This window comes from Streptomyces sp. NPDC090499, from assembly GCF_044769305.1.
Lineage (GTDB): Bacteria > Actinomycetota > Actinomycetes > Streptomycetales > Streptomycetaceae > Streptomyces.
Genome location: NZ_JBIVXP010000011.1, coordinates 233,885 through 259,063 on the forward strand (window position 1 = coordinate 233,885; position 25,179 = coordinate 259,063).

The window sequence follows — 25,179 nt, forward strand, 5'->3', positions numbered from 1 at the left end:
AACTCGGCGCGGGCCCCGGCAGCTCGCACAGGCGCTGTCCGAGCGGATGAACCGCCGTCCGCCGGTCACCGGATTCGGTGTCGGGACGCCCGGAGCCGTACCCCTCGGCCCCGGGGACCGCCGGGACCTCCAGGTCTGGGGGTCGGCCCGGGCGGCCGGGTGGCGCTGCTGCTCGGCAACTCGCCCGAGTTCCCCATGGTCTACTTCGGCGTGCAGGCGCTCGGCGCGGCGGTGGTGCCCGTGCATGCGCTGCTCAAGGCGTCCGAGGTCGCGTACGTCCTGCGCGACAGCGGCGCCACGGCCCTGGTCTGCGCCGGACCGCTGCTGGCGGAGGGGGAGCGGGGCGCCGAGGATGCCGGGGTGCCACTGGTGACGGTCCTGGCCGACGACGACCGTGCCGGCGTACCGCGCCTCGACGCGCTCGCCCGGCAGGCGGTCCCGGTCGACGGTTACGCGCTCCGCGAGCCGGGCGACCTCGCGGTGGTCCTCTACACGTCCGGGACCACCGGGCGCCCCAAGGGGGCGATGCTGACGCACCGCAACATCACGATGAACGTCGACGTCGGCATGGTCTCCCCGTTCGACTTCCGCGCCGACGACGTGCTGCTCGGCTGCCTGACGCTGTTCCACACCTTCGGGCAGATCTGCGGGATGAGCACCTGCTTCCGGGCCGGCGGCACCATGGTGCTGGTGGAGCGGTTCGACGCCGGAGGTGCTCTCGATCTCATGGTCGAGCACCGGTGCTCGGTGTTCATGGGAGTCCCCACCATGTACATCGCGCTCCTCGAAGCCGCCGCGCGGGATCCCCGCCGGCCGCCGCTCGACCGCGCCTTCTCCGGCGGCTCGGCGCTACCGGTCAAGGTGCTCGACGAGCTCCAGCAGGTGTTCGACTGCCCCATCTACGAGGGGTACGGCCTCACCGAGACGTCCCCGGTGGTCGCGTACAACCAGAAGGCCTGGCCGCGCAGGCCGGGCACGGTGGGGCGGCCGATCCGGGGCGTCGACGTCGAGATCGCCAGGCCAGACCTGGAGGGCCGGATCGAGCTGGTGCCGGCGGGCACGGTGGGCGAGATCGTCGTCCGCGGCCACAACGTGATGGCCGGGTATCTCAACCGGCCCGAGGCGACCGCCGAGAGCCGTCCTGGTCCTTCACGCCCAGATCGCCCGACCGGAACCAGCCGTCCACCAGCACCTTGTACGCGGCGAGCCGCTCCTTGCTCCAGGCCACGATCTCCGCACCGAGCCCCGGCTCCGGCCGGACGCCGGGCCGCACCACCACCACGGCGCAGACCTCCTCGCCGTGGACGTCGTGCGGCAGGCCGACGACGGCGACCTGCGCGACGCCGGGGTGGCGCACGAGCACTTCCTGGACCTCGCGCGGGTACACGTTGTACCCGCCCCGCACGACCATGTCCTTCTTCCGGTCCACCACGGACAGATGAGCTGACGGCCCTGCTCGGCGCCCGGTCCTGATCTTCCGACCGCCGGCTCCCACCTTTCGCGACACATGTTGTAAAGACAACACGTGTCGTGGAAGGATCTGGAGCTGGAATCCTCGGAAGGGAAGAGACACCCATGAGCATGGACAATGCGGCGCCGCCGACGGCCGCGGCCGACGCCGAGCGCATCGGCCCGGATCTCTGGTGGCTCACCGGAATCCTGGTGCTCGGCGGCTTCGCCACCCTGCTGGACAGCACGATCGTCAACGTCGCCGTCGGCACGCTCGCCAAGGAGTTCGACGCCGGGCTGTCCGCCGTCCAGTGGTCCGTGACCGGCTATCTGCTGGCCCTCTGCATGACCATCCCGCTCAGCGGATGGGCGGTCGAGCGCTTCGGCGCCAAGCAGGTCTGGCTGTTCTCACAAGTGGTGTTCCTTGCCGGATCGTTGCTCGCCGGGCTGTCGTGGTCGGTCCAGAGCCTGATCGTCTTCCGCGTGCTCCAGGGCGTAGGCGGCGGTCTGGTGATGCCGGTCGGCCAGTCACTGCTGGCCCAGGCGGCGGGTACCAAGCGGCTCGGCCGGCTGATGGGCGTCGTCTCGATCCCCGCGATGTTCGCCCCGGTCGTCGGACCGACGCTCGGCGGAGTCGTCATCGACCACATCGGCTGGCGGTGGATCTTCTACCTCAACCTGCCGCTCGGCCTCGTGACCATCGTGCTGTCCCTCATGAAGATCAGCAACGTGGTCGCCCCGGGCCGGTCCCGGCTCGACCTCCTGGGCCTCGTGCTGCTCGCGCCCGGCCTGGGCGCCTTCCTGTACGGCCTGTCCGAGGTGGGCGGCGAGGGCGGCTTCGACAACGACGGGACGATCGCCGGACTCGTCGCCGGGGCGGTACTGATCCTCGCCTTCTGCGTTCACGCGCTGCGTACCCGCTTCGCGCCCCTGATGGACCTGCGGCTGTTCAAGGAGCGCAACTTCAGGAGCGGTACGTCGGCGACCTTCTTCCTGAGCATGGCGATGTTCGGGGCGATGATCCCGCTTCCCCTGTACTTCCAGCTCGTGCGCGGAGCGGACGTCATGGAGTCCGGCCTGCTGCTGATGCCGCAGAGCATCGGCTACTTCCTCGCCATCGTGGTGGTCGGGAAGCTCACGGCCGCGCTCGGCGCCCGCTCGGTCAGCATCGCGGGTGTCTTCCTGGCCGTGCTCGGCACCGTTCCGTTCGGGCTGATCACGGCCGACAGCAGCAAGGTCCTGCTCTGCTCGGCCATGGTCGTACGCGGCTTCGGATTCGGCGCCGCCATGCTTCCGTGCATGACCACGGCCTATTCGGGCCTGCAATCCGCCTCAGTGCCGCACGCGACCAGCGCCTTCAACATCTTCCAGCGGATCGGCGCGTCCCTGGGCACGGCCGCCCTCGCCGTGGTGCTCCAGCAGCGGGCGACGGACGAACTGGACGGCCGGGCCGCGGGGCTGACCCAGGTCCTGCCGGGCAGCGGCATCGCCCACTCGCTGGCGGGCGCCTTCTCGGTCACCTTCTGGTGGGCCCTCGGACTGACCGTGCTCGCGCTCCTGCCGTGCGTCACGCTGCCGGGCCGGATGCCGCGCAACGACTCGTCGCCCGCCCCGCAGACCGCGCAGCTCACCGAACCCGCGGTCTGACCCGGAACGGACCCGGGCCGGCGGGCGGATCCCTGGCCGCCGCCCGCTCGCAGGCCCGGTCCGGCCCGAGGAGCAGCAGCGCCGGCGAGGCGCCGGACCGGCCGAGCGCCGAGTGGTAGAGCCGCAGCACGGCTCTCTCCCGGGAGAGAGCGGCGCCGGTGCACCGAGTTCCCGGACCAGGGAGGCGAGTTCGGCCGCCACCTCGGTCCGCTGGAGGATCAGAACGCGGTGCGGGCGGTGGAGGAGGGCATGCGGGCCGCGCATGCGCTGGCCGACGAGGCGGAACGGGTCGGCGCCTTCAGGAGGCGTGCCGCAGCCCCTCCCACGCCGCGGCCGCCACGGCCTCGGCGGACAGCCGGTCCGGCCTCGTCAGCCATCGGATGATCAGGCCGACGAAGGCGCCGGCGACGTAGTGCGCGCGCAGGTCGTTCGGCGGCGCGTCGCCGGACCGGGCACCCGCTGCGTCCAACTGGGCCGTGACCTCGTCGGCGAGCAGGTCCCGGAGGTGGTTGACGAACCTGGCCGTGCCGTTCGGCCCCAGCATCTGCCGGTAGAGCCTGTCGTTCGACTCCACGTGCCGGAAGAGCTCGACGAGTTCGGTGGGCATCCGGTCCGGCGGGTAGGCGAGCGGGCAGCACGCGGCCGCCCGGGCGAGAGCGGTGATCTCGCTCTCCATGGCGGCGAGCAGCAGTTCGTCCCGGTCCTTGTAGTGCTGATAGACAGTGGCCCGGTTCACCGTGGCCCGTTCGGCGATGTCGGCCATCGTGATGGTGTCGGCATCGCGCTCGGACGCCAGTTCCAACGCGGCTGTCCGTAGCAGTGCACGCGTCCTGAGCACCCGAGGGTCGACGCGGCCGCCCGAGGTCTCTGCAGTGGGTTCCAGCACCGCTCCAGACTACCGCCTGAACGACACCGAATGGATAAGCGACACATGTTGCACAGTGGGCCGGTGGTCCGCTGCCGTACTACCCGGAGGCCGACGGTGCACATCAACGCCTGAGCCGACTTGACCTGTCCCTGGTGCTACCTGGGCAGGCACCGGCTGGGACGGGCCCTGGAGCTCTGGGAGGCCGACGGCCGGGAGCGGCCCGAGGTGATCTGGCATCCCTACCAGGTCGACCCGATGGCTCCGCGCGTCGCCGTACCGCGCGACGAGGAGGCGGCCCGGCGCCGCGAGGAACTGCACAGTGCCGAGGCGCGCGAGACCTTTCTGGCGGAACTGGCGCAGGCGGAGGGCCCCGGATTCGCCTGGCGGCCGCGGTGGCGGGTCAACACCTTCGACGCCACCGGCTGGAGGTCCTGGCACGCCGGCACGGCGGGGCCGCCCTGCAGGACGCCGTGAAGTCCGAGCTGCTGAGGGCGCACTTCGCGCGCGGGGAGAACCTGGGGGACCACACCGTCCTGGTTGCCGCGGCGGAGGTCGCCGGCTTCCGCGAGGCCGGCGAGGCCCTGGCGACGGGGGAGGGCGGGGCGCAGGTGCGCGCGGAGTCCGCGCGGGCAACGGCCGTCGGGGTCACCGCGGTACCCACGTTCGTGGTCGGGCGGCGGGCACTCGCCGGGGCGCAGGACCCGGACGCGATCCTCGACTTCCTCCGCGAGGCCGCCGAGGTACGGCCCGCGGACGTGCCCGTGGCCGTGGCGCCGCCGCTCGGGACCGGGCCGGCACCGGACCCGATGGCCGCGTACCGGGAGGCGGACCGGCTGCTGGAGGCGCGCGAGCCGCTGGAGGCGCTGCGGGTGCTGCAGCCGCTGTCCGGCGAGTTCGCCGAGGACTCCGCCGTACTCCTGCTGACCGCACGGTGCTATTTCGCTTCGGCGCAGCTGCGGAAGGCCGAGGAAGTGCTGCGCCGGATCGTCGAGGCCGACCCGGCCGACGACTACGCCAGGTTCATGCTCGGCCGGTGCCTGCAGCGCCAGAGCCGCCCGGACGATGCCAGGGTGCACCTGCGGATCGCCGTCTCCCTGAACCCGAGCCCCGACTACGCCGACGCACTCGCCCGGGTGGGCGGGTGACCGCGGCCGACCGGGCCGTGCGGGCCCGGCCGGCGGACGCCGGGTGGCGGACGGTCACACCGCCAGCAGGCCGTCCTCCATGGCCCGGACGACGGCGAGCGTGCGATTCGGGCAGTTCAGCTTCGCCAGTACGTTGCCGACGAGCTGCTTCACACCGTGCTCCGAAATCTGCAGCTGGCGCGAGACCTGCTTGTTGCTCAGCCCCTGCGCCACCAGCCGGAGAACCTGGAGCTCACGTGGTGTCAGGGTGGCGCCGGCCGGGCCCCAGGGCTGCACGCTGTCCAGCGAGTTCTCACTTCGGCGCCGCGACTCAACCGTGTGCGGACCGGTTCACGGCGGCCGGCGTGAGAACCGGTGGTGTTCCGTCGGGTGGTGCGGCCTTTCGAATTCCCGCGGCCCGCGTGACCCGTCGGTCGCGCGTCATGTGACTCATCCCTCGTAGACGGTCAGGACCGCCCCGTCGACCTGGACGCGGCGGCCCGCGCGCATGCCGTTGCGGCGCAGGGTGCGCAGGCACTCCTCGAAGAGGGCGAGTTCGGCCGGGTCCAGGATGGCCGCGGCCAGGTCCAGCAGCTCGGTGACCGAGGTGTCGGTCAGGACCTCGGGCAGTTCCCCGGAGAGCAGGACGACGGACTCGCCGTCGGGTTTGCGGACCACGGCCGTCGCCGGTCCGCCGTGCACGAACAACACATGTCCCCCTGAGAGCCCGTGGTCGTGCGGCTCTCGCGTTTCCCGGGCAGTGAGGCAGAGACTAGCGCCGGATCTTGACGCATTCGTGCGGAGTTGGATTCTTTTTCCGACTTGACGGAAGAGCGTCCGGGAAAGGCCCGGCGGCGCTCACTTCTCGCGGGGTGCGCGGTCCAGCAGCGACTCGACGAGCGCGGTGACGTGCCGGCGGTCGTCGGCCGACAGTTTCTGGACGCTGGCGATGAGCAGCGCGACCTCGGGGTCGGCGGGGCCGGCGTCCGCGGGGCCGTTCGGGCCGGCGGCCGGCGAGGTGTCGTACACGTGGATCCCGCAGGCCTCGGCGGCCGCGCGGCGCACCGCCTCCAGCGGGACCTCCAGACCCTTGGCCAGGCCCTCCAGGGTGGTCGCCTGGGGCATGCGGACCACGCGTTCGGTGGTGGCCAGGTGGTGGACGGTGGAGCGGGGGATGCCGCCGCGCCGTGCCACGTCGCCGTAGGACCAGCCCTTGCGGTCGAGGTGCTCACGGATCAACTGCTGCAGTGCGTTGGCCACTGACCGTCACTTCCTGCTCGCCGCCTGCGGGGTTCTGCCATGTCACGGCCGATTCTACGGGCGGGTAGGCGATCGGCCGAGTGGGTGATTTTCCGAAGGGGTTGCGCGGCGGGTTCCCGAGCCCGTAGTGTCCAATCTCGTTGGACAGCACGTCCGACCAGATTGGACAGAGTCCGGGGGGAACCTGACTCGTTCCGATCGGAAATGTCTATCCCTGAGGGGGAAATGATCATGATGGACGCCCATGAGCTCGAGGCCGAGTCCGCGGAGCTGCTGCCGGGTCGTGAGGCCCTGGGCAAGCTGAAGTTCGGCTTCGGCAAGACGGTCAACGTCACCAAGCACGTCGCCAACATCAGCGCCGCCAACGAGTCCGCCGCGCTGAACGACCACTCGTCGTGGTCGGTGGCCGACTCCGGCGCCGCCCAGACCATCAGCGTCCACCAGTAGTACCGCCCTGGCGCACGGCGCCGGCACCGAGATCGACCTCAACCTCACCGCACACGAAACGAAGGGACATCCGTCATGAGCATGGACATGAACGAGCTGGAGAACGAGTCCGCCGAGCTGCTCCCGGGTCGTGAGGCCCTGGGCAAGCTGAAGTTCAGCTTCGGCAAGACGGTCAACGTCACCAAGCACGTCGCCAACATCGAGGCGTCCAACCAGTCCGCCGCGCTGAACGACCACAGCGCCTGGTCGTCCGCCGAGTCGTCGGCCGCCCAGACGATCAGCGTCACCCAGTAGTCCCCAGGAGCGCCACCGCCGTCGCCCCGGCGGTGGCGCTCCCGGCAGTTCGGGGGGAACACATCGGGGATCCGGGGGGAGACCACACATGACGGTGCTCGGGGACGGAGCCGCCGCACTCTACGACACGGGCCCGGTGCCCGGACCCGGCGGCTGGCCGGTGACCTACGAGCAGGTGGCGACGGGCAACCTGCCGGTGGTCGACCCGCCCTCGCCGGTGCCGAGGCTCAGCGCGGGGCTGCGGCTGCATGGCGAGTACCAGGGGTCGGGATTCACAGAGCCCAAGTACATCGCCCGTCGGGGGGACGGGCAGGTCGTGCAGCTGTCCAGGCTGCTGTACCTGGTGGCGTCGTCGGTCGACGGCGTCCGCGATGCCGAGGCCATCGCCCACCGGGTCAGCGCCCGCTTCGGACGCGAGGTCAGCGGGGAGAACATCCGCTACCTCGTCGAGAAGAAGCTGGAACCGCTGGGCGTGACGGTCCCGGAGGGCCAGGAGGACGACGAGGTCGACGCCCCGCGCTCCGACCTGCTGCTCGCCCTCAAGGGCCACCGGGTGGTCTTCAACGAGAAGCGGACCACGAAGATCGCGCGTTCGCTGGCGTGGCTGCACCGGCCGGCCGTGGTCGCGCTGGTGCTGGGCTCGGCCGTCGCCATGGACGTCTGGCTGTTCGGGTACTTCGGGGCGATCGAGCCCGTCCTGGAGGTGCTCGACCAGCCGGTCCTGATCCTCGTCGTCTTCGTGCTCACCGTGGCCTCCCTCGTCTTCCACGAGTTCGGACACGCCTCCGCGTGCAGATACGGAGGGGCCCGGCCCGGCTGCATCGGGTGCGGGCTCTTCCTCATCTGGCCCTCGATGTACACCGACGTCACCGACGTCTACCGGATCGGACGGGGCGGCCGGCTCCGCACCGACCTGGGCGGCGTCTACTTCAACGTCGTCTTCATGCTGGCGATGGCCGGCGCCTACTTCGCCACCGGGGCCCAGTTCTTCCTGGCCACGGTGTATCTCGGGCACTTCGAGATCATGGAACAGCTGATGCCGGCCGTACGGCTGGACGGCTACTACATCCTCGGCGACCTGGCCGGGGTCCCGGACCTGTACGGCAAGATCAAGCCGATCCTGCTGGGCCTGGTGCCGGGGCCGAGGGGGGACCGGGCACGTCAGGAGGTCGCCGGGCTGAAGAAGTCGGCGCGGGCCATCGTCGCCACCTGGGTGCTGACGATGGTCCCGCTGATCATCGGCGAACTCGGGTACGCGCTGTGGAACCTGCCGCGCATCCTCACCACGATGACCCGCTCGCTGACCGAGCAACTCCTCGGCACCGGCGGCGCGTTCATGCACGGCCAGGTGGTCGAGGGGCTGGTCGGGACGATCGGCTGCGTGATGCTGCTGTGCCCGATGGCCGGTGTCGTCTACCTGTCCGTGAAGATCGGCGGCCGGATCTTCCGGGCCGCGCAGCGCTCCACGGCGGGTCGCCCGAGGCTCCGGCTGGCGATCTGCGCCCTCGTCCTCGCCGGGCTCACCGGGCTCAGCTACGCCTGGATGTCCGGGGTGACCCCGAAGCCGCTGCCCAAGCAGCCGCCGATCGCGCCGATCCTCCAGCCGGGGGTGCCGACCACGGAACCGCCGCCGGCGCGGCAGGCCTCGACCCCGGACCGGCCGGCGGACTCCGGTGCCCCCTCGGACACCGTGTCCGGCGAGCCGTCCGGCCAGGCCGGAGCGAGCGCCGGGCCCTCGGCCGGGGAGCCGTCGCGCGGGGCGTCGGCCTCGGCGTCGCCCTCCGCCTCGGTGCCCGGCAGCCCCGGGCAGGTCGGCCCCACCAAGTCGCAGGCGCCGGCCAGCGGGGGACCGGTCAGCGAACCGGTGTCCTCGCCGCCGGAGAGCGTCCCGGCGACCCCGACGCCCACTCCGTCGGAGAGCGTCCCGGTCTCCCCGACCCCCAGCCCGTCCCCGCCGCCGGCCACCGACTCGCCGAGCCCGGCCCCGGCCACGTCCTGACACCCGGCCGCCGGACTGCTGGGCCACGTCCCGACGGGGGCGGCCCCAGAACCATCTTCCGCAGCAGCACAGGAGCACAGGAGCACTCCATGAGCAGTCACCGAAAAACCCGTACCACCCCAGGTCCGCTCACCCGGCGGGCCGTCCGGATCGGCCTGTTCGCCGCCGGGGTCGCAGGGGCGGCCACCGCCGTACCCGCGCAGGCGGCCACCGCGGCCCCGCACGCCGCGGTCGTCTCCGACCACGTCTTCAGCCACGCCGACCGCGGGCACCACACCCAGGTCCGGGACTCCTTCACGGTCCGCCAGTTCGGCACGGTGAACGCCGCCGGCGTCCGCAACCAGGCCAACGCCGTCTCGGCCGGCTGCTCGGCGGACGACCACTGCCGCTCGGTGGCCCTCTCCTTCCAGATCGTCACGATCGCCGGGGAGCACACCCACCTGAACGCCGTGAACCTCAGCGACGCCGCGAACAAGGAGTGCACGGGCTGTCAGACCCTCGCCGGGGCCTACCAGTTCGTGGTCTCCACGCCGACCGAGCTGCGCTTCGACAAGACCACCCAGAACAAGCTCGCCGACATCCACCACCGGCTCGACGCGCTGACCCGCTCCACGCTGCCCGCCGACGAACTGCGGACGAAGGCCGACGGGCTCGCCGCCGAGGTCACCGCAGTCCTGCACGACGCGGTCGCGAACGCCCCGAAGGGCGACCCGCAGAAGGACGTCACCCTCCACCGTCACCTGGACGGCTGGCCGGGTCACTGACCCGTCCCACACGTCCCGCACACCGGCCGCCGGGCCCACGACCGCCTTCCGCGGGCCCGGCGGCCGGCCGCGTGCGCCGCGTCCACATCGGGTGTCTCCATTGACACGGGGTATGGCCGGACGGAAACTCGGAGGAACAAGGTGAAGTAATTTTCACCAGACGAACAACAGGCGAACATCCTGGCAAGCGTCCGGACGAACACCGGGACGAACACCGGGACGACCATCGAAGGGAACGACCGATGCGCACCACCGTCGGCATCATCGGAGCCGGACCCGCCGGGCTCCTCCTCGCCCGGCTGCTGCACAACGCGGGCATCGACTCGGTCGTCCTGGAGAGCCGCGACCGCTCCTACGTCGAGCACCGCCAGCGCGCCGGGATCCTCGAACAGGGCACGGTGGACGTGCTGCGCGCGGCCGGCGCCGGGGAGCGCATGGACCGCGAGGGGCTGCGCCACGACGGCATCGAGCTGCGGTTCGCGAAACAGCGCCACCGCGTCGACTTCCCCGGCCTCACCGGCGGCCGGTCCGTGACGGTCTACGCCCAGACCGAGGTCTGCAAGGACCTCATCGCCCTCCAGCTCAAGGAGGGCGGTCCGCTGCTCTTCGAGGCGGAGGCGCTGGCGGTGGAGGGCGCCGAGAGCGGGCGGCCGCGGATCCGGTTCCGGCACGAGGGCCGCGAGGACGTCCTGGAGTGCGACTACGTGGCCGGCTGCGACGGCTTCTGGGGCGTCGCCCGCGCCGCCTTCCCCGCGCCGCTCTCCCGGGTGTTCGAACGCACCTACCCCTACGCCTGGCTGGGCATCCTCGCCGACGTCGCCCCCTCCCACGACGAACTCGTCTACGCCCGCCACGAGCGGGGCTTCGCCCTCCTGTCGATGCGCTCCCCGTCCGTCTCCCGCCTCTACCTCCAGGTCCCCGCCGACACGGATGCCGAGGACTGGACCGACGAGGCGATCTGGGACGAGCTGGACCGGCGCTTCGAGACCGACGACGACTGGCGCCTGGAGCGCGGCCCGATCACCCAGAAGTCGGTCACGCCCATGCGGTCGTACGTCCACGAGCCCATGCGGCACGGCCGGCTCCTCCTCGCCGGGGACGCCGCCCACATCGTGCCGCCGACCGGCGCCAAGGGGCTGAACCTGGCGGTGGGCGACGTCGTGACCCTCGCCCGCGCCCTGGTCCACGAGAAGGAGACGGGCTCCCCGGAACTGCTCGACGCCTACTCGGCGACCTGCCTGCGCCGCGTCTGGCAGGCCGAGCGGTTCTCGTACGACATGACGAGCATGCTTCACCCGGGCCCCGGCGACACCCCCTTCGACGCCCGGCTCCAGCTGGCCCGGCTCGGCCGGATCGCCTCCTCCCGGGCCGCCGGGACCGACCTGGCGGAGGCCTACACCGGCTTCCCCCTGGACGCCTGAGGGATCTCCGGCCGGTTCCGGTCGTGTTCCGGCTTCGTCATGGAACGAAGCCCTCCATGGCCGGGAATCAGGGCTCCGCGTAGCGTGTTGCGCAGCACGGTGAGGGAAAGATCCTCCGCAGGTAGTAGGGTCAGTCTTTTGCCAATCCATTACTCTTGATGCCAAGGCCGCTCAGGGTGGCCATGGAGGAGTGAAATGAGGAGCAGCAACCCGGTCTTCTCGCGACGGGGGTTCAGCCGCGACAACGGCTACGCGGGCTTCAACACCGCGCCGCAGGCCGGGTACGCCCAGGGCAACCCGTACGCGCAGAACCCCTACGCGAACAACCCGTACGCCCAGCAGGACCTCCAGCAGGGCGCCCCGCCGCAGGCCCCGGCCACCACCGGCCGGATGACGATGGACGACGTCGTCATGCGCTCGGGCATGACGCTCGGCACGGTCGCCGTCGGCGCGATCCTCGCCTGGGCGCTGCTGCCGATCTCGACCACCAGCTACGGCCTGGCCGTCGGCTCCGCGATCGTCGCCTTCGTCCTGGCGATGATCCAGAGCTTCAAGCGCACCCCGGTGCCCGCGCTGATCCTGGGATACGCCGCCTTCGAGGGCGTCTTCCTCGGCGTCATCAGCGAGATGTACAACAGCCAGTGGAGCGGTGCCCCGTTCCAGGCGGTGCTCGGCACCCTGGCGGTCTCGGCCGCGACGCTGCTGGTCTACAAGGCCGGCTGGATCCGCGTCACCGCCCGCTACGCCCGCATCGGCATGGCCATCGCCATCGCCTTCGTGCTGGTCATGGCGGTCAACCTGCTGCTGGTCGCGTTCGGCGTCGCCGAGAACGGCGGACTGCGCAGCTTCGGCCCGCTCGGCGCGATCGTCGGCATCATCGCGATCCTGCTCGGTGCGTTCTTCCTGACCCTCGACTTCAAGCAGATCGAGGACGGCATCGCCTACGGCGCCCCGAAGAACGAGGCCTGGCTGGCCGCGTTCGGCCTCACCATGACGCTGGTGTGGATCTACGTCGAGATGCTGCGCCTGGTGGCGATCTTCAGCAGGGACTAGCCGCGCCAGAAGAAGTGAGACTTCAGAAGTGAGAAGGGCCCCGGGGCATCCCCGGGGCCCTTCGCCGTCTGTGTGCGTGCGCGCCTAGAGAAGTTTGCGCGCGGCCCTCCTCAGGTCGTACTCGTGGATCAACGCCTTCGCGTGGCCGTACGCGAGGTTGTGCTCGTGGCGGAGCCAGCTGACCTTTTCCTCGAAGCGGAAGAGGGCCGGGCCTTCGTCGACGGTGCGCAGCCAGTCGGACACTTCACGACCGGTGCAGTGGGGGATGCGGGCGAGCATGTTGCGATGGGTCTCCTCGGAGAAGACTTGGGACATCGGCGCCTCCGGTGCGCAAAGGGGGTTGTAGCCGGTCCTTCACGTCACCGTGCCTGAGTGTTGGCGTGTTGGCAACAGTCGTGACAGGACAGCCGGGTCCTGCCGGGAGAGCCCACGGGAGGCGTTACGCTCGCGGCGTGGTTGATACGACGCCTCTTACCCGTGCAGTGGAGCATTTCGCCGACAAGCTGAGGGCGGCACCGCAGAGCCGGCTGCAGCGGGGGGCCGCCGCGGAGGCGCTGGGGCTGGCACGGGAGTTGGCCCGGTGGGCGCAGGCGGTGGAGGAGCCGGGCGCCGAGAGCCGGGAGATGCCGGACGCGGGGATGTTCGCGGTGGCCGACCAGATCACCGTGGCCGGGAACGACTTGGCGGTGGTGCTGAAGAGCGACGCCGAGGTCGGGGACGCGGTGCGGCTGGTGGAGGAGGCGCAGAAGAGGGCGGGTGTGTGAGGGCCGGGGATGGTCGGGTGCGGCGCCGTCGTGGTTGCCCGCGCAGTTCCCCGCGCCCCTAGAAGAAAGGGCGCTGCGGTGCGCCCCGTCAGGGGCGCGGGGAACTGCGCGACCGGCCCCCACGCACCCGCACCCGACGACGCACCCCGAAAGGTCAGAGCGACGCTATGACCCGGTCCGCCAGGATGTAGACGTTCTCCTCGCCGCACGCGAACGTCAGCGTGTACGCGCCGGAGATCCCGGAACCGCCCAGCAGATACGGCGTCTCACCGGCGCTCAGGGCGGCAGCCAGCCGCTCCGCCGTCTCCCGGTGACCCGGCGTCATGCACAGCGTCGTGCCGTCGGCGAACACGTACACGTCCAGCGTGCCCAGCGGCCCCGGACGGACGTCGGAGAGTTCGACCTGCGACTCGGCCAGCTGCTCCAGCGTCGCGACCGTACGCTCGTGGTCGTTCACCACCGGCGACTGCACGGGTACGAAGTCCGGGTGGGACGGGTGACGGCGGCGGGCCGCCGCCAGTTCCGCGGACTCCCCGGCGAACTCGTCGCTCTCCGCCGTCGGCTCGGCGACCGGTTCCAGGCCCACGAAGTCCGTCTGCCGGGGCAGGAACGGCTCGCCGTCCGCCAGACCCAGCAGCGACGGCGCGTCGGAGGCGTCACGCGACTCCTGCGCGGCCCAGAAGGCACGTGCCTCGGCCAGCTCCCGCTCCCGCTCCTCGGCCAGCGCCTCCGCCACGGCGGCGCGTATCTCCTCGGCGTCGGCATGGCTGCGGGCCGCCGGCATGAGGGCGCGCAGGGTCGCGGCCTGGTTCTGGGCAAGCTGGGTGTGCAGCTCGGCGACCTGGCGGCGCAGCTTCAGTACGGTGCGCAGGACAGCGACGCCCACGGCGCCCGTGGCGGCCGTGGTGAGCAGCAAGGCGATCGGCATGGCGCTCACTGACGTACTCCCGGTTCAAAGTCGACCCCCGACTTCCTACATCAGCTTGAAGGGTGGACTATCAAGCTGTCAGTGCGTAACGTCACGAAGTGGACAGGACTTTGGTCCTGGGGTTTACCGGGACAGCGGCGTTGACCTGCGGCGATATCCCCCCGGAGGGAGATAGGTCACATCCTGGGGGAGATTGGATCACAAATCGGCCCGGTGTTCGGAGATTTCTCGAACACCGGGCCGGGTCGTCACGTTGGGTCCCGTGACGGTCACTCAGGGGCTCAGGAACTCAGCTGAGACGCTCGATGACCATGGCCATGCCCTGGCCGCCACCGACGCACATCGTCTCCAGGCCGAACTGCTTGTCGTGGAACTGGAGGGAATTGATGAGCGTGCCGGTGATGCGGGCGCCGGTCATGCCGAAGGGGTGGCCGACGGCGATGGCGCCGCCGTTCACGTTCAGCTTCTCCAGCGGGATGTTCAGGTCGCGGTAGGAGGGGATCACCTGGGCGGCGAACGCCTCGTTGATCTCGACCAGGTCGATGTCGTCGATGGTCAGACCGGCGCGCTGCAGCGCCTGCTTGCTCGCCTCCACCGGGCCCAGGCCCATGATCTCGGGGGAGAGGCCGGTGACACCGGTGGACACGATCCGGGCGAGCGGGGTCAGGCCCAGCTCGCGGGCCTTGGTGTCGCTCATGATGACGACCGCGGCGGCGCCGTCGTTCAGCGGGCAGCAGTTGCCGGCGGTGACCAGGCCGTCGGGGCGGAAGACCGGCTTCAGGCCCGCGACGCCCTCCAGGGTGACGCCGGCCCGCGGACCGTCGTCCTTGCTGACGACCGTGCCGTCGGGGAGGGTGACCGGGGTGATCTCGCGCTCCCAGAAGCCGTTCTTGATGGCTTCCTCGGCGAGGTTCTGGGAGCGGACGCCGAACTCGTCCATGTCCTGGCGGGTGACGCCCTTGATCCGGGCCAGGTTCTCGGCGGTCTGGCCCATCGCGATGTACGGGTCGGGGAGCAGGCCGTCCTCGCGCGGGTCGTGCCAGCTGGAGCCGGTCGACGCGGCGGTGGCGGCGGTACGGGCCTGGGCCTCGGCGAAGATCGGGTTCGTGGTGTCCGGGAGGCCGTCGGAGCTGCCCTTGGCGTAGCGGGAGACCATCTCGACACCGGCCGAGATGAAGACGTCGCCCTCGCCGGCCTTGATGGCGTGCAGGGCCATGCGGCTGGTCTGCAGGGACGAGGAGCAGTAGCGGGTGATCGTGGTGCCGGGCAGGAAGTCCATGCCCATCTGCACGGCGACGATCCGGCCGAGGTTGTAGCCCTGCTCGCCGCCGGGGAGACCGCAGCCGAGCATCAGGTCGTCGATGTCCCGCGGGTCCAGCTCGGGGACCTTGGCGAGGGCGGCCTGGATGATCGTCGCGGTGAGGTCGTCGGGGCGCAGGTCCTTCAGGGAGCCCTTGACGGCACGGCCGATCGGGGAACGGGCGGTCGAGACGATGACGGCTTCGGGCATCACGGCTCCAATGAGGGGGTTGGCAGGGCCGCTTCGGAAGTTACCCGTACGTATGTCATCGGTCACCGGTGTCGGAGTGTGACACTGGCCGCACTTTCTAAGCGCTTGCTTGGCTGGTGTGGGGGTGCGTCGTCGGGTGCGGGCCGGTGGGGGCTGGTCGCGCAGTTCCTCCCCCTGCCTTCGGCCGGGGGGACCCCCAGCGCCCTTTACGGGGAGCTTCGCCCGCCGCTTCTTCGTAGCCGCGGCAGGCGTCGCAGCTCTTCAGCCGCGGGGCGGCACGGGTGGGCGCGGGCGGGTGCCTCGGCAAGCGCCGGTGGGCGTTCCGGCCCTCGCCCGACCCCGCCCGCCGTCGCCCTACTCGGTCGTACCCGCTCTCGACCTCGCCTCTTCGGAGGCGGAGTCGGACGGGAGGGGCTCCATCGGCTGGCGCCGGCGGCGTTTCAGGAGGGCCCACGGTCCACGCGGGCCCGTCGGCATCGCCGCCGTGACCTCCGTGCCGGCCTCGGCCGCCGCCTCCGCCGCGGCCCGTGCGACCGGCAGGAAGCCCTCGCGGCGGGTGACGTCGGGGCGCTCCTCCTCCGCCGGCCACAGGCCGAGGGCCGCGCAGACCGTCGGCAGCACCGCCATCGCCGCCGTGGCGTAGCCCTCCGCCGAGGGGTGGAAGTTGTCGGGGCCGAACAGCTCGCGCGGGTTGGCCGCGAACTCGGGGCCGAGCAGGTCGCCCAGCGACACCGTGCGGCCGCCCTGCTCCACCGTCCCGATGGTCTGGGCCGCCGCCAGCTGCCGGGACGCCCGCCGGGCCAGCCAGCGCAGCGGCTGCCGTACCGGCTCGATCGTGCCCAGGTCGGGGCAGGTGCCGACCACCACCTCGGCGCCCGCCGTGCGCAGCCGGCGGACGGCCGCCGAGAGGTGGCGGACCGAGCGGGTCGGCGGCATGCGGCGGGTGACGTCGTTGGCGCCGATCATGATCACGCAGACGTCGGGGACCGGCGAGGCCGTGCCCAGGACCAGCGCCACCTGGCGGTCCAGGTCGTCGGACTGGGCGCCGGGGAGGGCCACGTTGCTGAGCTCCACCGGGCGTTCCGCGACCGCGGCGAGGCCGGACGCCAGCAGCGCGCCCGGCGTCTGGGCGGCCCGGTGCACGCCCTGCCCGGCCGCCGTGGAGTCGCCGAGCATGGTCAGGCGGATGGGCGGCTCACCACAGGCGTCGTATCCGGCGCCGTAACGGCCGTCCGCCACCGGCACCCGGCCGCCGCTGTTGCCGTTGTGCACCGCCGTCCTGGCCATCCGCACCTCGGCCAGCACCACGCCCACCGCGGCCGCGCCGACCAGCCCGACCCCGCCGCCGCCGTACGCCGCCCCGGCCGCGATCCGCCGGGCCACCCGCGCCCTCGACATGTTCGTCATGCGTCGCCGCCACCTCCTCGTTGCCGCTCATCCACTCCTTGCCCCGTACAGCCCGTGCGTCAATCTCAACGGGGAGTGAACCTCCGGAACGGGGCCTTAGGCTGGCGGCACAAACAGGACCACACCTTTTGCAAGCAACCGGAGACAACGGTGCGATTCCACGACTCGATGATCAGCCTCGTCGGCAACACCCCGCTGGTGAGACTCAACAGCGTCACCCAGGGCATCCAGGCCACCGTGCTCGCCAAGGTCGAGTACTTCAACCCGGGCGGTTCCGTGAAGGACCGCATCGCGCTGCGGATGATCGAGGCCGCGGAGAAGAGCGGGGAACTGCAGCCCGGCGGCACGATCGTCGAGCCGACCAGCGGGAACACCGGCGTGGGGCTCGCGATCGTGGCCCAGCAGAAGGGGTACAAGTGCATCTTCGTGTGCCCCGACAAGGTGAGCACCGACAAGATCAACGTGCTGCGGGCGTACGGCGCCGAGGTCGTGGTCTGCCCCACCGCCGTCGACCCGGAGCACCCGGACTCGTACTACAACGTCTCCGACCGGCTGGTCCGTGAGACGCCCGGCGCGTGGAAGCCGGACCAGTACTCCAACCCGAACAACCCGCTTTCGCACTATCACTCGACCGGCCCCGAGCTGTGGGAGCAGACGGAGGGTCGGATCACCCATTTCGTGGCGGGCGTCGGGACCGGGGGGACCATCTCCGGTACCGGGCGGTACCTGAAGGACGCCAGCGACGGCCGGGTGCAGGTCGTCGGCGCCGACCCCGAGGGGTCCGTGTACTCGGGCGGCTCCGGGCGGCCGTACCTCGTCGAGGGCGTGGGTGAGGACTTCTGGCCGACCGCCTACGACCGGACCGTCGCCGACGAGATCGTCGCGGTGTCGGACAAGGACTCTTTCCAGATGACGCGGCGCCTCGCGAAGGAGGAGGGCCTGCTGGTCGGCGGCTCCTGTGGGATGGCCGTCGTGGCCGCGCTGCGGGTGGCCGAGCGGCTCGGCCCGGACGACGTGGTCGTCGTGCTGCTGCCGGACAGCGGCCGCGGCTACCTCAGCAAGATCTTCAACGACGAGTGGATGGCCGACTACGGGTTCCTGGAGGACGAGGGCCCCAGCGCCCGCGTCGGCGACGTGCTCAGCGACAAGGCCGGCGGCTCCATCCCCTCCCTCGTCCACATGCACCCGGACGAGACGGTCGGGCAGGCCATCGAGGTGCTGCGCGAGTACGGCGTCTCGCAGATGCCCGTCGTCAAGCCGGGCGCCGGCCACCCGGACGTGATGGCCGCCGAGGTCGTCGGCTCGGTCGTCGAACGCGAGCTGCTCGACGCGCTGTTCAGCAAGCGTGCCTCCCTGGAGGACCCGCTGGAGAAGCACATGTGCGCCCCGCTGCCCCAGGTCGGCTCCGGCGAACCGGTCGGGGACCTGATGACGGTGCTGGGCGCGGCCGACGCCGCGATCGTCCTCGTCGAGGGCAAGCCCACCGGTGTGGTCAGCCGGCAGGACCTGCTGGCCTTCCTGGCCAAGGGCGGCAAGCAGTAGCGAACGTCCGGTGAACGGCCCGTGACCCCGGGGAACTTGCTGTTTCCTGTCCAAGTGGTGGACTTCGCGGAAGTGGTACGAGCGTGTCACGTGCGCGCAGCACCCGCTTAACACGGGTCCGGCACATTAGTGGATGTCGGCAGGGCGGGAGCGGCTCCCCGCCCCGGCCGGCACCGAACGTCCAAGGACCTCCGGAGCGGCTCCCGGACCTCCATGGACGCCCGGACGTGAGACCCGGCCCTGACCCGGTCCATGTCCCTCGCGGGGACCGCCGTCGTCCCGCCCCCCTTTTAGGGGGTGCGGCGGTCCCCGCGCACCTCTTTGCGGCTGAACCGCCGCCGCTCTCGCGGAGGTGGTTGCTCGCCGTCGTGGTTCCTCAGTTATTGGTTGCGGTCGTCGTCGCTTTCCAACTACCCAGCAGTGCCAGCCGCTCCGCCGTCTCCGAGTCCGGTTCCGGCGTGTACGCCACGATCGTCTGGTCCGGGTCGGTCGGGACCGTGAGGGTCTCGTAGGGGAGGGTCAGCAGGCCCGCCACCGGATGCTGGATGCGCTTGGTGCCGTACGCGCACTCCTTGACCTCGTGGTCCGCCCACAGCCGACGGAAGTCCGCGCTCTTCAGGGAGAGTTCGCCGACCAGCGCGGCCATGCGGGGGTCGTCGGGGTGGCGGCCCGCGTCGATGCGCAGGTTGGCGACGGCCTGGGCGGCGACGGCGGCCCAGTCCGGGTAGAAGCCCGCGGCCGCGGGGTCGAGGAAGACCTGGCGCGGGATGTTCCGCTCGGCCGGGGCCAGTGCGCTGAACCCGTTCACCGCGTCGCCGAGCGCGTTCCAGGCCAGCACGTCCATCCGGCGGCCCAGCACGAACGCGGGTGTCCGCTCCATGCCGTCCAGCAGCAGCTGTACGCCGGGGCGGATGCGGGGGCCGGCCGGGGGGCGTGCGGTGCTCTTCCGGTGCGGGCGGGCCACCGTCAGCAGGTACGCGTGCTCGGTCTCGTCCAGGCGCAGGACGCGGGCGATCGCGTCGAGCACCGCGTCCGAGACTCCCCCGGGACCTCTGCCCTGTTCCAGGCGGATGTAGTAGTCGACGCTCACTCCCGCCAGCTGCGCAACCTCCTCGCGGCGCAGCCCCGGTACGCGGCGCCGCCCGTGCGAGGGCAGCCCCACCTCCTCGGGCTGGATGCGGGCGCGGCGCGAGCGCAGGAAGTCTCCGAGTTCCCCGTCCATGGGTTCGATCGTAGGGGAGCCGCGTCCCGCCAACCTGGTTCTGCCAGACCCAGGAAAAGCTCAGCCCTGGGTAGGCCGCCCGGCCCCGGCGAGGGTGGAGACACGCCACCGGGGCGGTCCCGGCGGCACTTCACCAGGGAGTACCCCATGTCGTACGACAACCTGTCCGGCCGTACCGCCGTCGTCACCGGCGCCGCCAGCGGGATCGGGGCGGCCGTCGCCCTGCGGCTCGCCGGGTCGGGCGCCCGGGTGGCGCTGCTCGCCCGGCGGGCGGACCGGCTGGAGACGGTCGTGGCGAAGATCCGGGCGAACGGCGGCGAGGCCCTCGCCGTGGTCGCCGACGTCACCGACGACGCCTCCGTGCAGGCGGCGGCCGACGCCGTGCACACGGCCTACGGGCGCGTCGACCTCGTCGTCAACAACGCCGGCGTCATGCTGCCCAACCCGGTCGACGACGGCCGGATCGACGAGTGGCAGCGCATGCTCGACACCAACGTGACCGGTGTGCTGCGGGTGCTGCGGGCCTTCACCGGGGACCTGGTGGCGGCCGCGGCCGAGGGCCGTACCGCCGACCTCGTCAACGTGTCGTCCATCGGCGCGCACGTCGTCTTCCCCACCTTCGCGGTGTACGGCGCCACCAAGGCCGCCATCACCTTCCTCTCGCAGTCCCTGCGCGCCGAGTTCGGGCCGCGTGACGTGCGGGTCACCAATGTCGAACCCGGTCTGACGGACACCGAGCTCGGCAGCCACATCGACGGCGAGGAGCTGCGCGAGCAGGTGGCGGGCATGTTCGACGGGATGGGCGCGCTGGCCGCCGAGGACCTCGCCGACCTGGTCGGCTACGTGGTGAGCCGCCCTCGCAACGTCAACCTGCGGCAGGTCGTCGTCCAGCCGACCCGGCAGGTGTGAGGCGGGCGCGGTGCGACGCCGGTCAGTCCCCCTGGCCGCGGTCGGCCGGGTGGAACAGGCCGGGGTTGAGGCGGACGGCCTGGGTCACGTTGACCCCGACGATGCCGATCCAGGTGACGATCACGCCCGTCACGCCGCCGAACGCGCCGCTGATCGCCGAGAGCGGGATCGCCAGCACCAGCGACACGATCCCGAAGCCGAAGCGCTCGCCCCAGGAGTCGGTGCCCTTGCTCCTGCCCGCCCCCCGGGCGGCCTGCATCTGCTGCTCGGCCAGGCCCCGGCGCAGCCCGCGCTCCACCGCGGTGTCGATGCGCTGGTCGATCTTCTCCAGGAAGGAGTCGACCAGTTCCGACTCGTACTCCGGCCCCAGGTCCCTGCGGGCGTGCAGGGTGGCGGCGAGGTCCTTCTTCAGCTCGGTGTCGTGAACATCCGTCATGGCGTCCACGGTAGGGGCCGGGACGGCCCGTCGCACTGGGGAAATCCCCCGCATCCGGCGGGGGGACCGCCCTCAGGGCAGCAGCGACACCAGCCCGCTGGCGGCGTCGAGCCGGGCCGCGACCACCGACGCCGCTGCGAACCCGGGGTCCGCCCGGATCGCGTCCCGCGCCCACATCGTCTGGGCCCGCATGGTGTGCTCGGCCCAGTCACCGGGCAGCGCCCTGGTGCGGCGGGCGGCCGGTGCGATCTCGTCGACGAGGAGTTCCAGGTGACCGGGGACGGGTGTGCCGGTGCGCAGCCGGGCGAGGGTGGCGGCGACGGCCCCGCAGCCCTCGTGGCCGAGGACCACCACCAGCGGGACGCGCAGATGCTGCACGCCGTACTGGAGGGAGCCGAGCACCGCCTCGTCCAGCACCTGCCCGGCCGTCCTCATGGTCAGCAGGTCGCCGAGGCCCTGGTCGAAGACCAGTTCCGGGGCGGCCGCGCAGTCCACGCAGCCGAGCACCACCGCGAACGGGTGCGGTGCGGCGGTCCGGCCGCGGCGGGCACGGCCGGTGGCGTACCGCCGGTTGCCCTGGAGCAGTTCGTCGAGGGCCGCGCTCGCCGAGTCGGGGACGACGGCCGCCGGTACGAGGGCGACGGCCGGCGCGCCGACGGCGGTGGCCGTCGGAAGGGCCGTGGGGTTCGGGGCCATGACGCTTCCTCAGGTGCTGGCGCTGATGGTTCTCATCACTGTACGCGGCGGAAACGTCACCCTCGGTGTTCGTTTAACGGCTCTTGGCCGGATCATCGCCCGCGCGATACCGAGCGCCGGGGGCCGGGGGCCGACAGCGGGCGGTCAGGCCAGCCCGTGCTGCTTCGCGTACGCGGCCGCCACGTCCTCCGGGTCCTTCTTGTCGTTGTCGACCTGGCTGTTGAGCTGGGTGAGCTGCTCGGTGGTGAGGACGTTGCCGAGCTGGGCGAGGGCCTTGCGGACGGTGTCGTCGGCCTTGCGGTCGGCGATCAGCGGGACGATGTGCTGACTGGGGATGAGGTTCTTCGGGTCGGCCAGCACCACCCAGTCGTTGGCGGCGATGTCGGTGTCGGTGGTGAACAGGTTCGCCACGTCCACGTCGCCCTTCTTCAGCGCGCCCTTGACCAGCGGCCCGTCCGAGTCCAGCGACTTGAACTCCTTGAACTCGACGCCGTACACCTCCTGCAGCCCGATCGCGCCCACCCGGCGCTTCTTCACCTCGGGTGCGGCCCCGATGACCAGCCTGCCGTTCTGTTTGGCGAGGTCGGCGAGGGAGGTGAGGCCGTACTTCTGCGCGGTGGCCCGGGTGACGACGAAGCAGTCGGAGTCGGCGGCCTGTCCGTACGGCAGCACCTGGAGGCCGGCGGGCAGCGCCAGGGTGAGGGCGTTCTGCATGGTGCCCGGCTCGGCGGAGGCGTCCTTGGGGGCGAGGTAGTTGAGGAGGGCGCCCTGGTACTCGGGCAGCAGGTCGATGTCGCCGGCCTTGAGGGCGGGGATCACGATCTCGCGGGTGCCGAGGTTCGGGCGGACCTTGACCTTCACGCCGGCCTTCTCCAGCACGGCCGCGTAGAGGTAGCCGAGCACCTGGTTCTCGGTGAAGTTGGCGGTGCCGATGGTGATGCCGCCCTTGCTGGAGCCGCCGCCGGCGGTCGAGCCGCTGCTCTCGTCCAGGGAGGTGATGCCGCTGGAGCAGGCGGCGAGGGCGGGGACGGAACCGGCGGCGAGCAGGCCACCGAGGAGGGTACGACGGTTCATGGGCGGGTTCCCTAGGCGGTGCGGTGGCGGAAGAGGAAGCGCTGCAGGCTGCTCAGCAGCAGGTCGAGGACGACGGCGACGAGCGCGACCAGCACCGCGCCGCCGAGCACCTGGACGAGGTCGCGCTGGGCGAGTCCGTCGAAGACGTAGCGGCCGAGGCCGCCGAAGGAGACGTACGCGGCGATGGTGGCGGTGGCCACGACCTGGATGAGCGCGAGGCGCAGGCCCGTCATGATCAGGGGGAGCGCGAGCGGCAGTTCGACCTGGAACAGGACCTGGTGGCCGCGCATGCCCTGGCCGCGGGCCGCGTCCTTCACGTCCGGGTCGACGGCGGTCATGCCGGCGTAGGTGTTGGTGACGATCGCGGGGACCGCGAGGGCGACCAGCGCCACGTACACCGGCAGCATCGACAGGCCGCCCGCGAGGAAGACCAGCACCACCAGGCCGACGGTCGGCAGGGCGCGGCCGAAGGACGCCAGGTTGATGGCGACGAACGCGCCCTTGCCGGTGTGGCCGATCAGCAGGCCGAGCGGGAGTCCGATCGCGGCCGCGATGAGGGTGGCGAGCAGCGAGTACTGGAGGTGCTCGGCGAGCCGGTGGGCGATGCCGTCCTGCCCGGCCCACTGGGACCCGCTGGTCAGCCAGGTGCCGAGGTTCTTGAAGAGTTCGAACATGTCAGGCTCGCCTCCGCCGCCACGGGGTCAGTACGTACTGGAGCGCCACCAGCAGGGCGTCGGCGACCACCGCGAGCAGGATCGTGAGGACCACGCCCACGATCACCGGGGTCGGGAAGTCGCGCTGGAAGCCGTCGGTGAAGAGCTGGCCGAGGCCGCCGTCGCCGATGTAGGTGGCGACGCTCACCAGCGAGATGGACATGACCGTGGCGATCCGGACGCCCGCCATGATCACGGGGAGGGCCAGCGGGAGTTCGACGGTGAGGAGGGTGCGCAGCGGGCGGGTGCCCATCGCCTTCGCCGCCTCCTTGGTCTTCGCGGGGACCGAGTCCAGGCCCTCGACCGTGTTCCGGAGCAGCACGACCAGGGTGTAGACGGTCAGGCCGATGACCGTGGTGGTGCGGGTCAGGCCGCTGATCGGGAGCAGCAGCACGAAGATCGCGATCGAGGGGATCGTGAAGAGCACGTTGGACAGGCCGAGCAGGAAGCCGCGCAGCGGGCGGACCCGGTGGGCGACCACCGCGAGCGGCAGCGAGATCACCAGGCCGAAGAAGACGGCGGTCATCGCCGCCTGGAGATGGGAGAGGGTGAGGCTGGTGAGGTCGTCGGTGTGGTCGCCGATCCACGACCAGTCGACGGTCATGCCGTCACCACCCGGGCCGCGCTGTGCGCCTGGCCGGCGTGCACGTGGATGTCGTCGCGGGACGAGACGCCGGTGAGCCTGCCCTCGGCGTCGACGCGGGCGACGAGTCCGGTCGGGGAGGCGATCGACTCGTCGAGCGCCGCGAGCAGGGAGTCGCCGTCGGCCAGCGGCCGGACGGGCAGTTCGGCGTCCTTCGAGGCCCAGTGCAGGGGCTTGCCCGCCGCGTCCAGGACGAGGGTCCAGGCGCCGCCCTGGGGTGCCGGGCCCTGCGGGACGTCGGCGAGGGTCTTCAGGGAGAGCAGTTTCAGGCCGCGCTCGGCGCCGAGGAAGTCGGCCACGAAGTCGTCGGCCGGACGGGCCAGGAGCTCCTCGGGCGGGGCGCACTGGACCAGGTGGCCGCCGGTGCGGAAGATCGCGATCCGGTCGCCGAGCCGGACCGCCTCGTCGACGTCGTGCGTGACGAAGACGATGGTCTTGTTCAACTCCTTCTGCAGCCGCAGCAGTTCGTCCTGGAGCTGGGTGCGCACCACCGGGTCGACGGCGCCGAACGGCTCGTCCATCAGCAGGACGGGCGGGTCGGCGGCGAGCGCGCGGGCCACGCCGACGCGCTGTTGCTGGCCGCCGGAGAGCTGGTGCGGGTAGCGCTTGCCGGCGTCGGCGGCGAGGCCGACGGTCTCCAGGAGTTCGGCGGCGCGGGCGCGGGCCTTCTTCCGGTTCCAGCCGAGCAGCAGCGGGACGGTGGCGACGTTGTCCAGCACCGTGCGGTGCGGGAAGAGGCCGGCCTGCTGGATGACGTACCCGATGGACCGGCGCAGTTCGGCGGCGTCCTGCTCGGTGACGTCCTTGCCGTTCACCTTGATCGTGCCGGAGGTCGGCTCGACCATCCGGTTGATCATCCGCAGGGTGGTGGTCTTGCCGCAACCGGAGGAGCCGACCAGGACGGTGACCCCGCCCTCCGGCATCTCCAGGGAGAGATCGTGAACTGCTGTGGTGCCGTTGGGGAAGCGCTTGTGGACCGCGTCGAACTGGATCATGAGATGTCCCTTGC

Annotated in this window: 26 protein-coding genes and 3 pseudogenes; 13 read left to right on the forward strand and 16 right to left on the reverse strand. The window is 71.5% G+C overall.

What is annotated here, in order from left to right; genetic code table 11:
- Nucleotides 1-138 precede the first annotated feature (138 nt).
- A pseudogene (locus tag ACIQVL_RS34365) lies at nt 139-1,134 on the forward strand (AMP-binding protein); the annotation flags it as partial.
- Nucleotides 1,135-1,192: 58 nt separating this feature from the next.
- On the opposite strand, the pseudogene ACIQVL_RS34370 reads toward ACIQVL_RS34365, so the two are convergent.
- Nucleotides 1,193-1,438, reverse strand: a pseudogene (locus ACIQVL_RS34370) (long-chain fatty acid--CoA ligase); the annotation flags it as partial.
- Nucleotides 1,439-1,575: 137 nt separating this feature from the next.
- Here ACIQVL_RS34370 and ACIQVL_RS34375 point away from each other — a divergent pair.
- Nucleotides 1,576-3,096, forward strand: a complete 1,521-nt coding sequence (locus tag ACIQVL_RS34375) for an MDR family MFS transporter (RefSeq protein ID WP_403437271.1) — start codon at nt 1,576-1,578, stop codon at nt 3,094-3,096.
- Between the two features lie 298 nt (nt 3,097-3,394).
- On the opposite strand, the gene ACIQVL_RS34380 is transcribed toward ACIQVL_RS34375, so the two are convergent.
- On the reverse strand, nt 3,395-3,982 hold the full coding sequence (locus ACIQVL_RS34380) for a TetR/AcrR family transcriptional regulator (protein ID WP_403437273.1): 588 nt from the start codon (nt 3,980-3,982) through the stop codon (nt 3,395-3,397).
- 120 nt (nt 3,983-4,102) lie between these two features.
- Here ACIQVL_RS34380 and ACIQVL_RS34385 point away from each other — a divergent pair.
- Both ACIQVL_RS34385 and ACIQVL_RS34390 read left to right on the forward strand, forming a co-directional pair.
- Nucleotides 4,103-4,629, forward strand: a pseudogene (locus ACIQVL_RS34385) (DsbA family protein); the annotation flags it as partial.
- Nucleotides 4,630-4,770: 141 nt separating this feature from the next.
- A complete protein-coding gene (locus ACIQVL_RS34390; RefSeq protein WP_403477327.1) occupies nt 4,771-5,109 on the forward strand; it encodes a tetratricopeptide repeat protein in 339 nt (112 codons plus the stop codon).
- Nucleotides 5,110-5,163: 54 nt separating this feature from the next.
- Here the strand turns inward: ACIQVL_RS34390 and ACIQVL_RS34395 are convergent, their stop codons facing one another.
- The 3 genes from ACIQVL_RS34395 to ACIQVL_RS34405 form a co-directional block, all read right to left on the reverse strand.
- Nucleotides 5,164-5,385: a response regulator transcription factor gene (locus ACIQVL_RS34395; RefSeq protein WP_403437276.1), complete on the reverse strand. Its 222-nt coding sequence runs from the start codon at nt 5,383-5,385 to the stop codon at nt 5,164-5,166.
- Between the two features lie 153 nt (nt 5,386-5,538).
- On the reverse strand, nt 5,539-5,799 hold the full coding sequence (locus tag ACIQVL_RS34400) for a hypothetical protein (RefSeq protein WP_403437278.1): 261 nt from the start codon (nt 5,797-5,799) through the stop codon (nt 5,539-5,541).
- Nucleotides 5,800-5,946: 147 nt separating this feature from the next.
- Nucleotides 5,947-6,348, reverse strand: a complete 402-nt coding sequence (locus tag ACIQVL_RS34405; protein ID WP_403437279.1) for a helix-turn-helix domain-containing protein — start codon at nt 6,346-6,348, stop codon at nt 5,947-5,949.
- A gap of 231 nt (nt 6,349-6,579) precedes the next feature.
- On the opposite strand from ACIQVL_RS34405, the gene ACIQVL_RS34410 reads away from it, so the two are divergent.
- The 6 genes from ACIQVL_RS34410 to ACIQVL_RS34435 all read left to right on the forward strand — a co-directional run bounded on the left by ACIQVL_RS34410 (nt 6,580) and on the right by ACIQVL_RS34435 (nt 12,326).
- Entirely contained in the window at nt 6,580-6,795 is a 216-nt protein-coding gene (locus ACIQVL_RS34410; RefSeq protein WP_177233064.1) for a hypothetical protein, read from the forward strand.
- A gap of 75 nt (nt 6,796-6,870) precedes the next feature.
- Nucleotides 6,871-7,089 carry a hypothetical protein gene (locus ACIQVL_RS34415; RefSeq protein ID WP_362596268.1) on the forward strand — a complete coding sequence of 73 codons (219 nt, stop codon included), beginning with the start codon at nt 6,871-6,873 and terminating at the stop codon, nt 7,087-7,089.
- Between the two features lie 88 nt (nt 7,090-7,177).
- Nucleotides 7,178-9,088 (forward strand): hypothetical protein, encoded by a 1,911-nt coding sequence (locus ACIQVL_RS34420; RefSeq protein WP_403437280.1) that lies wholly within the window; start codon nt 7,178-7,180, stop codon nt 9,086-9,088.
- Between the two features lie 89 nt (nt 9,089-9,177).
- Nucleotides 9,178-9,852 carry a hypothetical protein gene (locus ACIQVL_RS34425; protein WP_403437282.1) on the forward strand — a complete coding sequence of 225 codons (675 nt, stop codon included), beginning with the start codon at nt 9,178-9,180 and terminating at the stop codon, nt 9,850-9,852.
- Between the two features lie 242 nt (nt 9,853-10,094).
- The gene (locus tag ACIQVL_RS34430) at nt 10,095-11,273 is read left to right on the forward strand and encodes a 4-hydroxybenzoate 3-monooxygenase (protein ID WP_403437283.1); all 1,179 of its coding nucleotides are present in this window, start codon (nt 10,095-10,097) and stop codon (nt 11,271-11,273) included.
- Between the two features lie 195 nt (nt 11,274-11,468).
- On the forward strand, nt 11,469-12,326 hold the full coding sequence (locus ACIQVL_RS34435; RefSeq protein ID WP_403437285.1) for a Bax inhibitor-1/YccA family protein: 858 nt from the start codon (nt 11,469-11,471) through the stop codon (nt 12,324-12,326).
- Between the two features lie 84 nt (nt 12,327-12,410).
- On the opposite strand, the gene ACIQVL_RS34440 is transcribed toward ACIQVL_RS34435, so the two are convergent.
- Complete coding sequence (locus tag ACIQVL_RS34440) at nt 12,411-12,641, reverse strand: DUF4287 domain-containing protein (RefSeq protein WP_093502087.1); 231 nt, start codon at nt 12,639-12,641, stop codon at nt 12,411-12,413.
- A 137-nt stretch (nt 12,642-12,778) separates the two neighbouring features.
- On the opposite strand from ACIQVL_RS34440, the gene ACIQVL_RS34445 reads away from it, so the two are divergent.
- On the forward strand, nt 12,779-13,090 hold the full coding sequence (locus tag ACIQVL_RS34445; protein ID WP_403437286.1) for a hypothetical protein: 312 nt from the start codon (nt 12,779-12,781) through the stop codon (nt 13,088-13,090).
- Between the two features lie 154 nt (nt 13,091-13,244).
- Here the strand turns inward: ACIQVL_RS34445 and ACIQVL_RS34450 are convergent, their stop codons facing one another.
- The 3 genes from ACIQVL_RS34450 to ACIQVL_RS34460 all read right to left on the reverse strand — a co-directional run bounded on the left by ACIQVL_RS34450 (nt 13,245) and on the right by ACIQVL_RS34460 (nt 16,935).
- Nucleotides 13,245-14,027, reverse strand: coding sequence for a hypothetical protein (locus ACIQVL_RS34450; protein WP_403437288.1), 783 nt, complete (start codon nt 14,025-14,027; stop codon nt 13,245-13,247).
- A gap of 280 nt (nt 14,028-14,307) precedes the next feature.
- Nucleotides 14,308-15,528 carry an acetyl-CoA C-acetyltransferase gene (locus tag ACIQVL_RS34455; protein WP_403437289.1) on the reverse strand — a complete coding sequence of 407 codons (1,221 nt, stop codon included), beginning with the start codon at nt 15,526-15,528 and terminating at the stop codon, nt 14,308-14,310.
- 354 nt (nt 15,529-15,882) lie between these two features.
- Nucleotides 15,883-16,935, reverse strand: coding sequence for an SGNH/GDSL hydrolase family protein (locus tag ACIQVL_RS34460; protein WP_403437290.1), 1,053 nt, complete (start codon nt 16,933-16,935; stop codon nt 15,883-15,885).
- A gap of 150 nt (nt 16,936-17,085) precedes the next feature.
- Between ACIQVL_RS34460 and ACIQVL_RS34465 the strand changes: the two genes are divergently transcribed.
- Nucleotides 17,086-18,477, forward strand: a complete 1,392-nt coding sequence (locus tag ACIQVL_RS34465; RefSeq protein ID WP_403437292.1) for a cystathionine beta-synthase — start codon at nt 17,086-17,088, stop codon at nt 18,475-18,477.
- Nucleotides 18,478-18,853: 376 nt separating this feature from the next.
- On the opposite strand, the gene ACIQVL_RS34470 is transcribed toward ACIQVL_RS34465, so the two are convergent.
- Nucleotides 18,854-19,699 carry a helix-turn-helix transcriptional regulator gene (locus tag ACIQVL_RS34470; protein ID WP_403477299.1) on the reverse strand — a complete coding sequence of 282 codons (846 nt, stop codon included), beginning with the start codon at nt 19,697-19,699 and terminating at the stop codon, nt 18,854-18,856.
- A 147-nt stretch (nt 19,700-19,846) separates the two neighbouring features.
- Here ACIQVL_RS34470 and ACIQVL_RS34475 point away from each other — a divergent pair, with 147 nt between their 5' ends.
- Nucleotides 19,847-20,608: an SDR family oxidoreductase gene (locus ACIQVL_RS34475; protein WP_403477300.1), complete on the forward strand. Its 762-nt coding sequence runs from the start codon at nt 19,847-19,849 to the stop codon at nt 20,606-20,608.
- Between the two features lie 22 nt (nt 20,609-20,630).
- Here ACIQVL_RS34475 and ACIQVL_RS34480 read toward each other — a convergent pair whose 3' ends face one another.
- The 6 genes from ACIQVL_RS34480 to ACIQVL_RS34505 form a co-directional block, all read right to left on the reverse strand.
- Nucleotides 20,631-21,044: a hypothetical protein gene (locus tag ACIQVL_RS34480; protein WP_403437297.1), complete on the reverse strand. Its 414-nt coding sequence runs from the start codon at nt 21,042-21,044 to the stop codon at nt 20,631-20,633.
- A gap of 72 nt (nt 21,045-21,116) precedes the next feature.
- On the reverse strand, nt 21,117-21,740 hold the full coding sequence (locus ACIQVL_RS34485; protein WP_403477301.1) for a carbonic anhydrase: 624 nt from the start codon (nt 21,738-21,740) through the stop codon (nt 21,117-21,119).
- Nucleotides 21,741-21,884: 144 nt separating this feature from the next.
- Nucleotides 21,885-22,814: an ABC transporter substrate-binding protein gene (locus ACIQVL_RS34490; protein ID WP_403437300.1), complete on the reverse strand. Its 930-nt coding sequence runs from the start codon at nt 22,812-22,814 to the stop codon at nt 21,885-21,887.
- Between the two features lie 11 nt (nt 22,815-22,825).
- Nucleotides 22,826-23,488 (reverse strand): ABC transporter permease, encoded by a 663-nt coding sequence (locus ACIQVL_RS34495; protein ID WP_403437301.1) that lies wholly within the window; start codon nt 23,486-23,488, stop codon nt 22,826-22,828.
- Nucleotide 23,489: 1 nt separating this feature from the next.
- Complete coding sequence (locus tag ACIQVL_RS34500; protein WP_362600220.1) at nt 23,490-24,131, reverse strand: ABC transporter permease; 642 nt, start codon at nt 24,129-24,131, stop codon at nt 23,490-23,492.
- Nucleotides 24,128-25,165: an ABC transporter ATP-binding protein gene (locus ACIQVL_RS34505; RefSeq protein WP_403477302.1), complete on the reverse strand. Its 1,038-nt coding sequence runs from the start codon at nt 25,163-25,165 to the stop codon at nt 24,128-24,130. Before ACIQVL_RS34505 ends, ACIQVL_RS34500 begins: the two co-directional genes overlap by 4 nt.
- Nucleotides 25,166-25,179: the final 14 nt, after the last annotated feature.

Bases quoted from the DNA above. Each gene is read 5' to 3' on its own strand.
- ACIQVL_RS34410 (WP_177233064.1), top strand. From the start codon at position 6,580: ATGATGGACGCCCATGAGCTCGAGGCCGAGTCCGCGGAGCTGCTGCCG.
- ACIQVL_RS34425 (WP_403437282.1), top strand. From the start codon at position 9,178: ATGAGCAGTCACCGAAAAACCCGTACCACCCCAGGTCCGCTCACCCGG.
- ACIQVL_RS34415 (WP_362596268.1), top strand. From the start codon at position 6,871: ATGAGCATGGACATGAACGAGCTGGAGAACGAGTCCGCCGAGCTGCTC.
- ACIQVL_RS34490 (WP_403437300.1), bottom strand. From the start codon at position 22,814: ATGAACCGTCGTACCCTCCTCGGTGGCCTGCTCGCCGCCGGTTCCGTC.
- ACIQVL_RS34480 (WP_403437297.1), bottom strand. From the start codon at position 21,044: ATGACGGATGTTCACGACACCGAGCTGAAGAAGGACCTCGCCGCCACC.
- ACIQVL_RS34440 (WP_093502087.1), bottom strand. From the start codon at position 12,641: ATGTCCCAAGTCTTCTCCGAGGAGACCCATCGCAACATGCTCGCCCGC.
- ACIQVL_RS34505 (WP_403477302.1), bottom strand. From the start codon at position 25,165: ATGATCCAGTTCGACGCGGTCCACAAGCGCTTCCCCAACGGCACCACA.
- ACIQVL_RS34500 (WP_362600220.1), bottom strand. From the start codon at position 24,131: ATGACCGTCGACTGGTCGTGGATCGGCGACCACACCGACGACCTCACC.
- ACIQVL_RS34455 (WP_403437289.1), bottom strand. From the start codon at position 15,528: ATGCCCGAAGCCGTCATCGTCTCGACCGCCCGTTCCCCGATCGGCCGT.
- ACIQVL_RS34430 (WP_403437283.1), top strand. From the start codon at position 10,095: ATGCGCACCACCGTCGGCATCATCGGAGCCGGACCCGCCGGGCTCCTC.
- ACIQVL_RS34435 (WP_403437285.1), top strand. From the start codon at position 11,469: ATGAGGAGCAGCAACCCGGTCTTCTCGCGACGGGGGTTCAGCCGCGAC.
- ACIQVL_RS34420 (WP_403437280.1), top strand. From the start codon at position 7,178: ATGACGGTGCTCGGGGACGGAGCCGCCGCACTCTACGACACGGGCCCG.
- ACIQVL_RS34470 (WP_403477299.1), bottom strand. From the start codon at position 19,699: ATGGACGGGGAACTCGGAGACTTCCTGCGCTCGCGCCGCGCCCGCATC.
- ACIQVL_RS34485 (WP_403477301.1), bottom strand. From the start codon at position 21,740: ATGGCCCCGAACCCCACGGCCCTTCCGACGGCCACCGCCGTCGGCGCG.
- ACIQVL_RS34495 (WP_403437301.1), bottom strand. From the start codon at position 23,488: ATGTTCGAACTCTTCAAGAACCTCGGCACCTGGCTGACCAGCGGGTCC.
- ACIQVL_RS34460 (WP_403437290.1), bottom strand. From the start codon at position 16,935: ATGACGAACATGTCGAGGGCGCGGGTGGCCCGGCGGATCGCGGCCGGG.
- ACIQVL_RS34390 (WP_403477327.1), top strand. From the start codon at position 4,771: ATGGCCGCGTACCGGGAGGCGGACCGGCTGCTGGAGGCGCGCGAGCCG.
- ACIQVL_RS34475 (WP_403477300.1), top strand. From the start codon at position 19,847: ATGTCGTACGACAACCTGTCCGGCCGTACCGCCGTCGTCACCGGCGCC.
- ACIQVL_RS34375 (WP_403437271.1), top strand. From the start codon at position 1,576: ATGAGCATGGACAATGCGGCGCCGCCGACGGCCGCGGCCGACGCCGAG.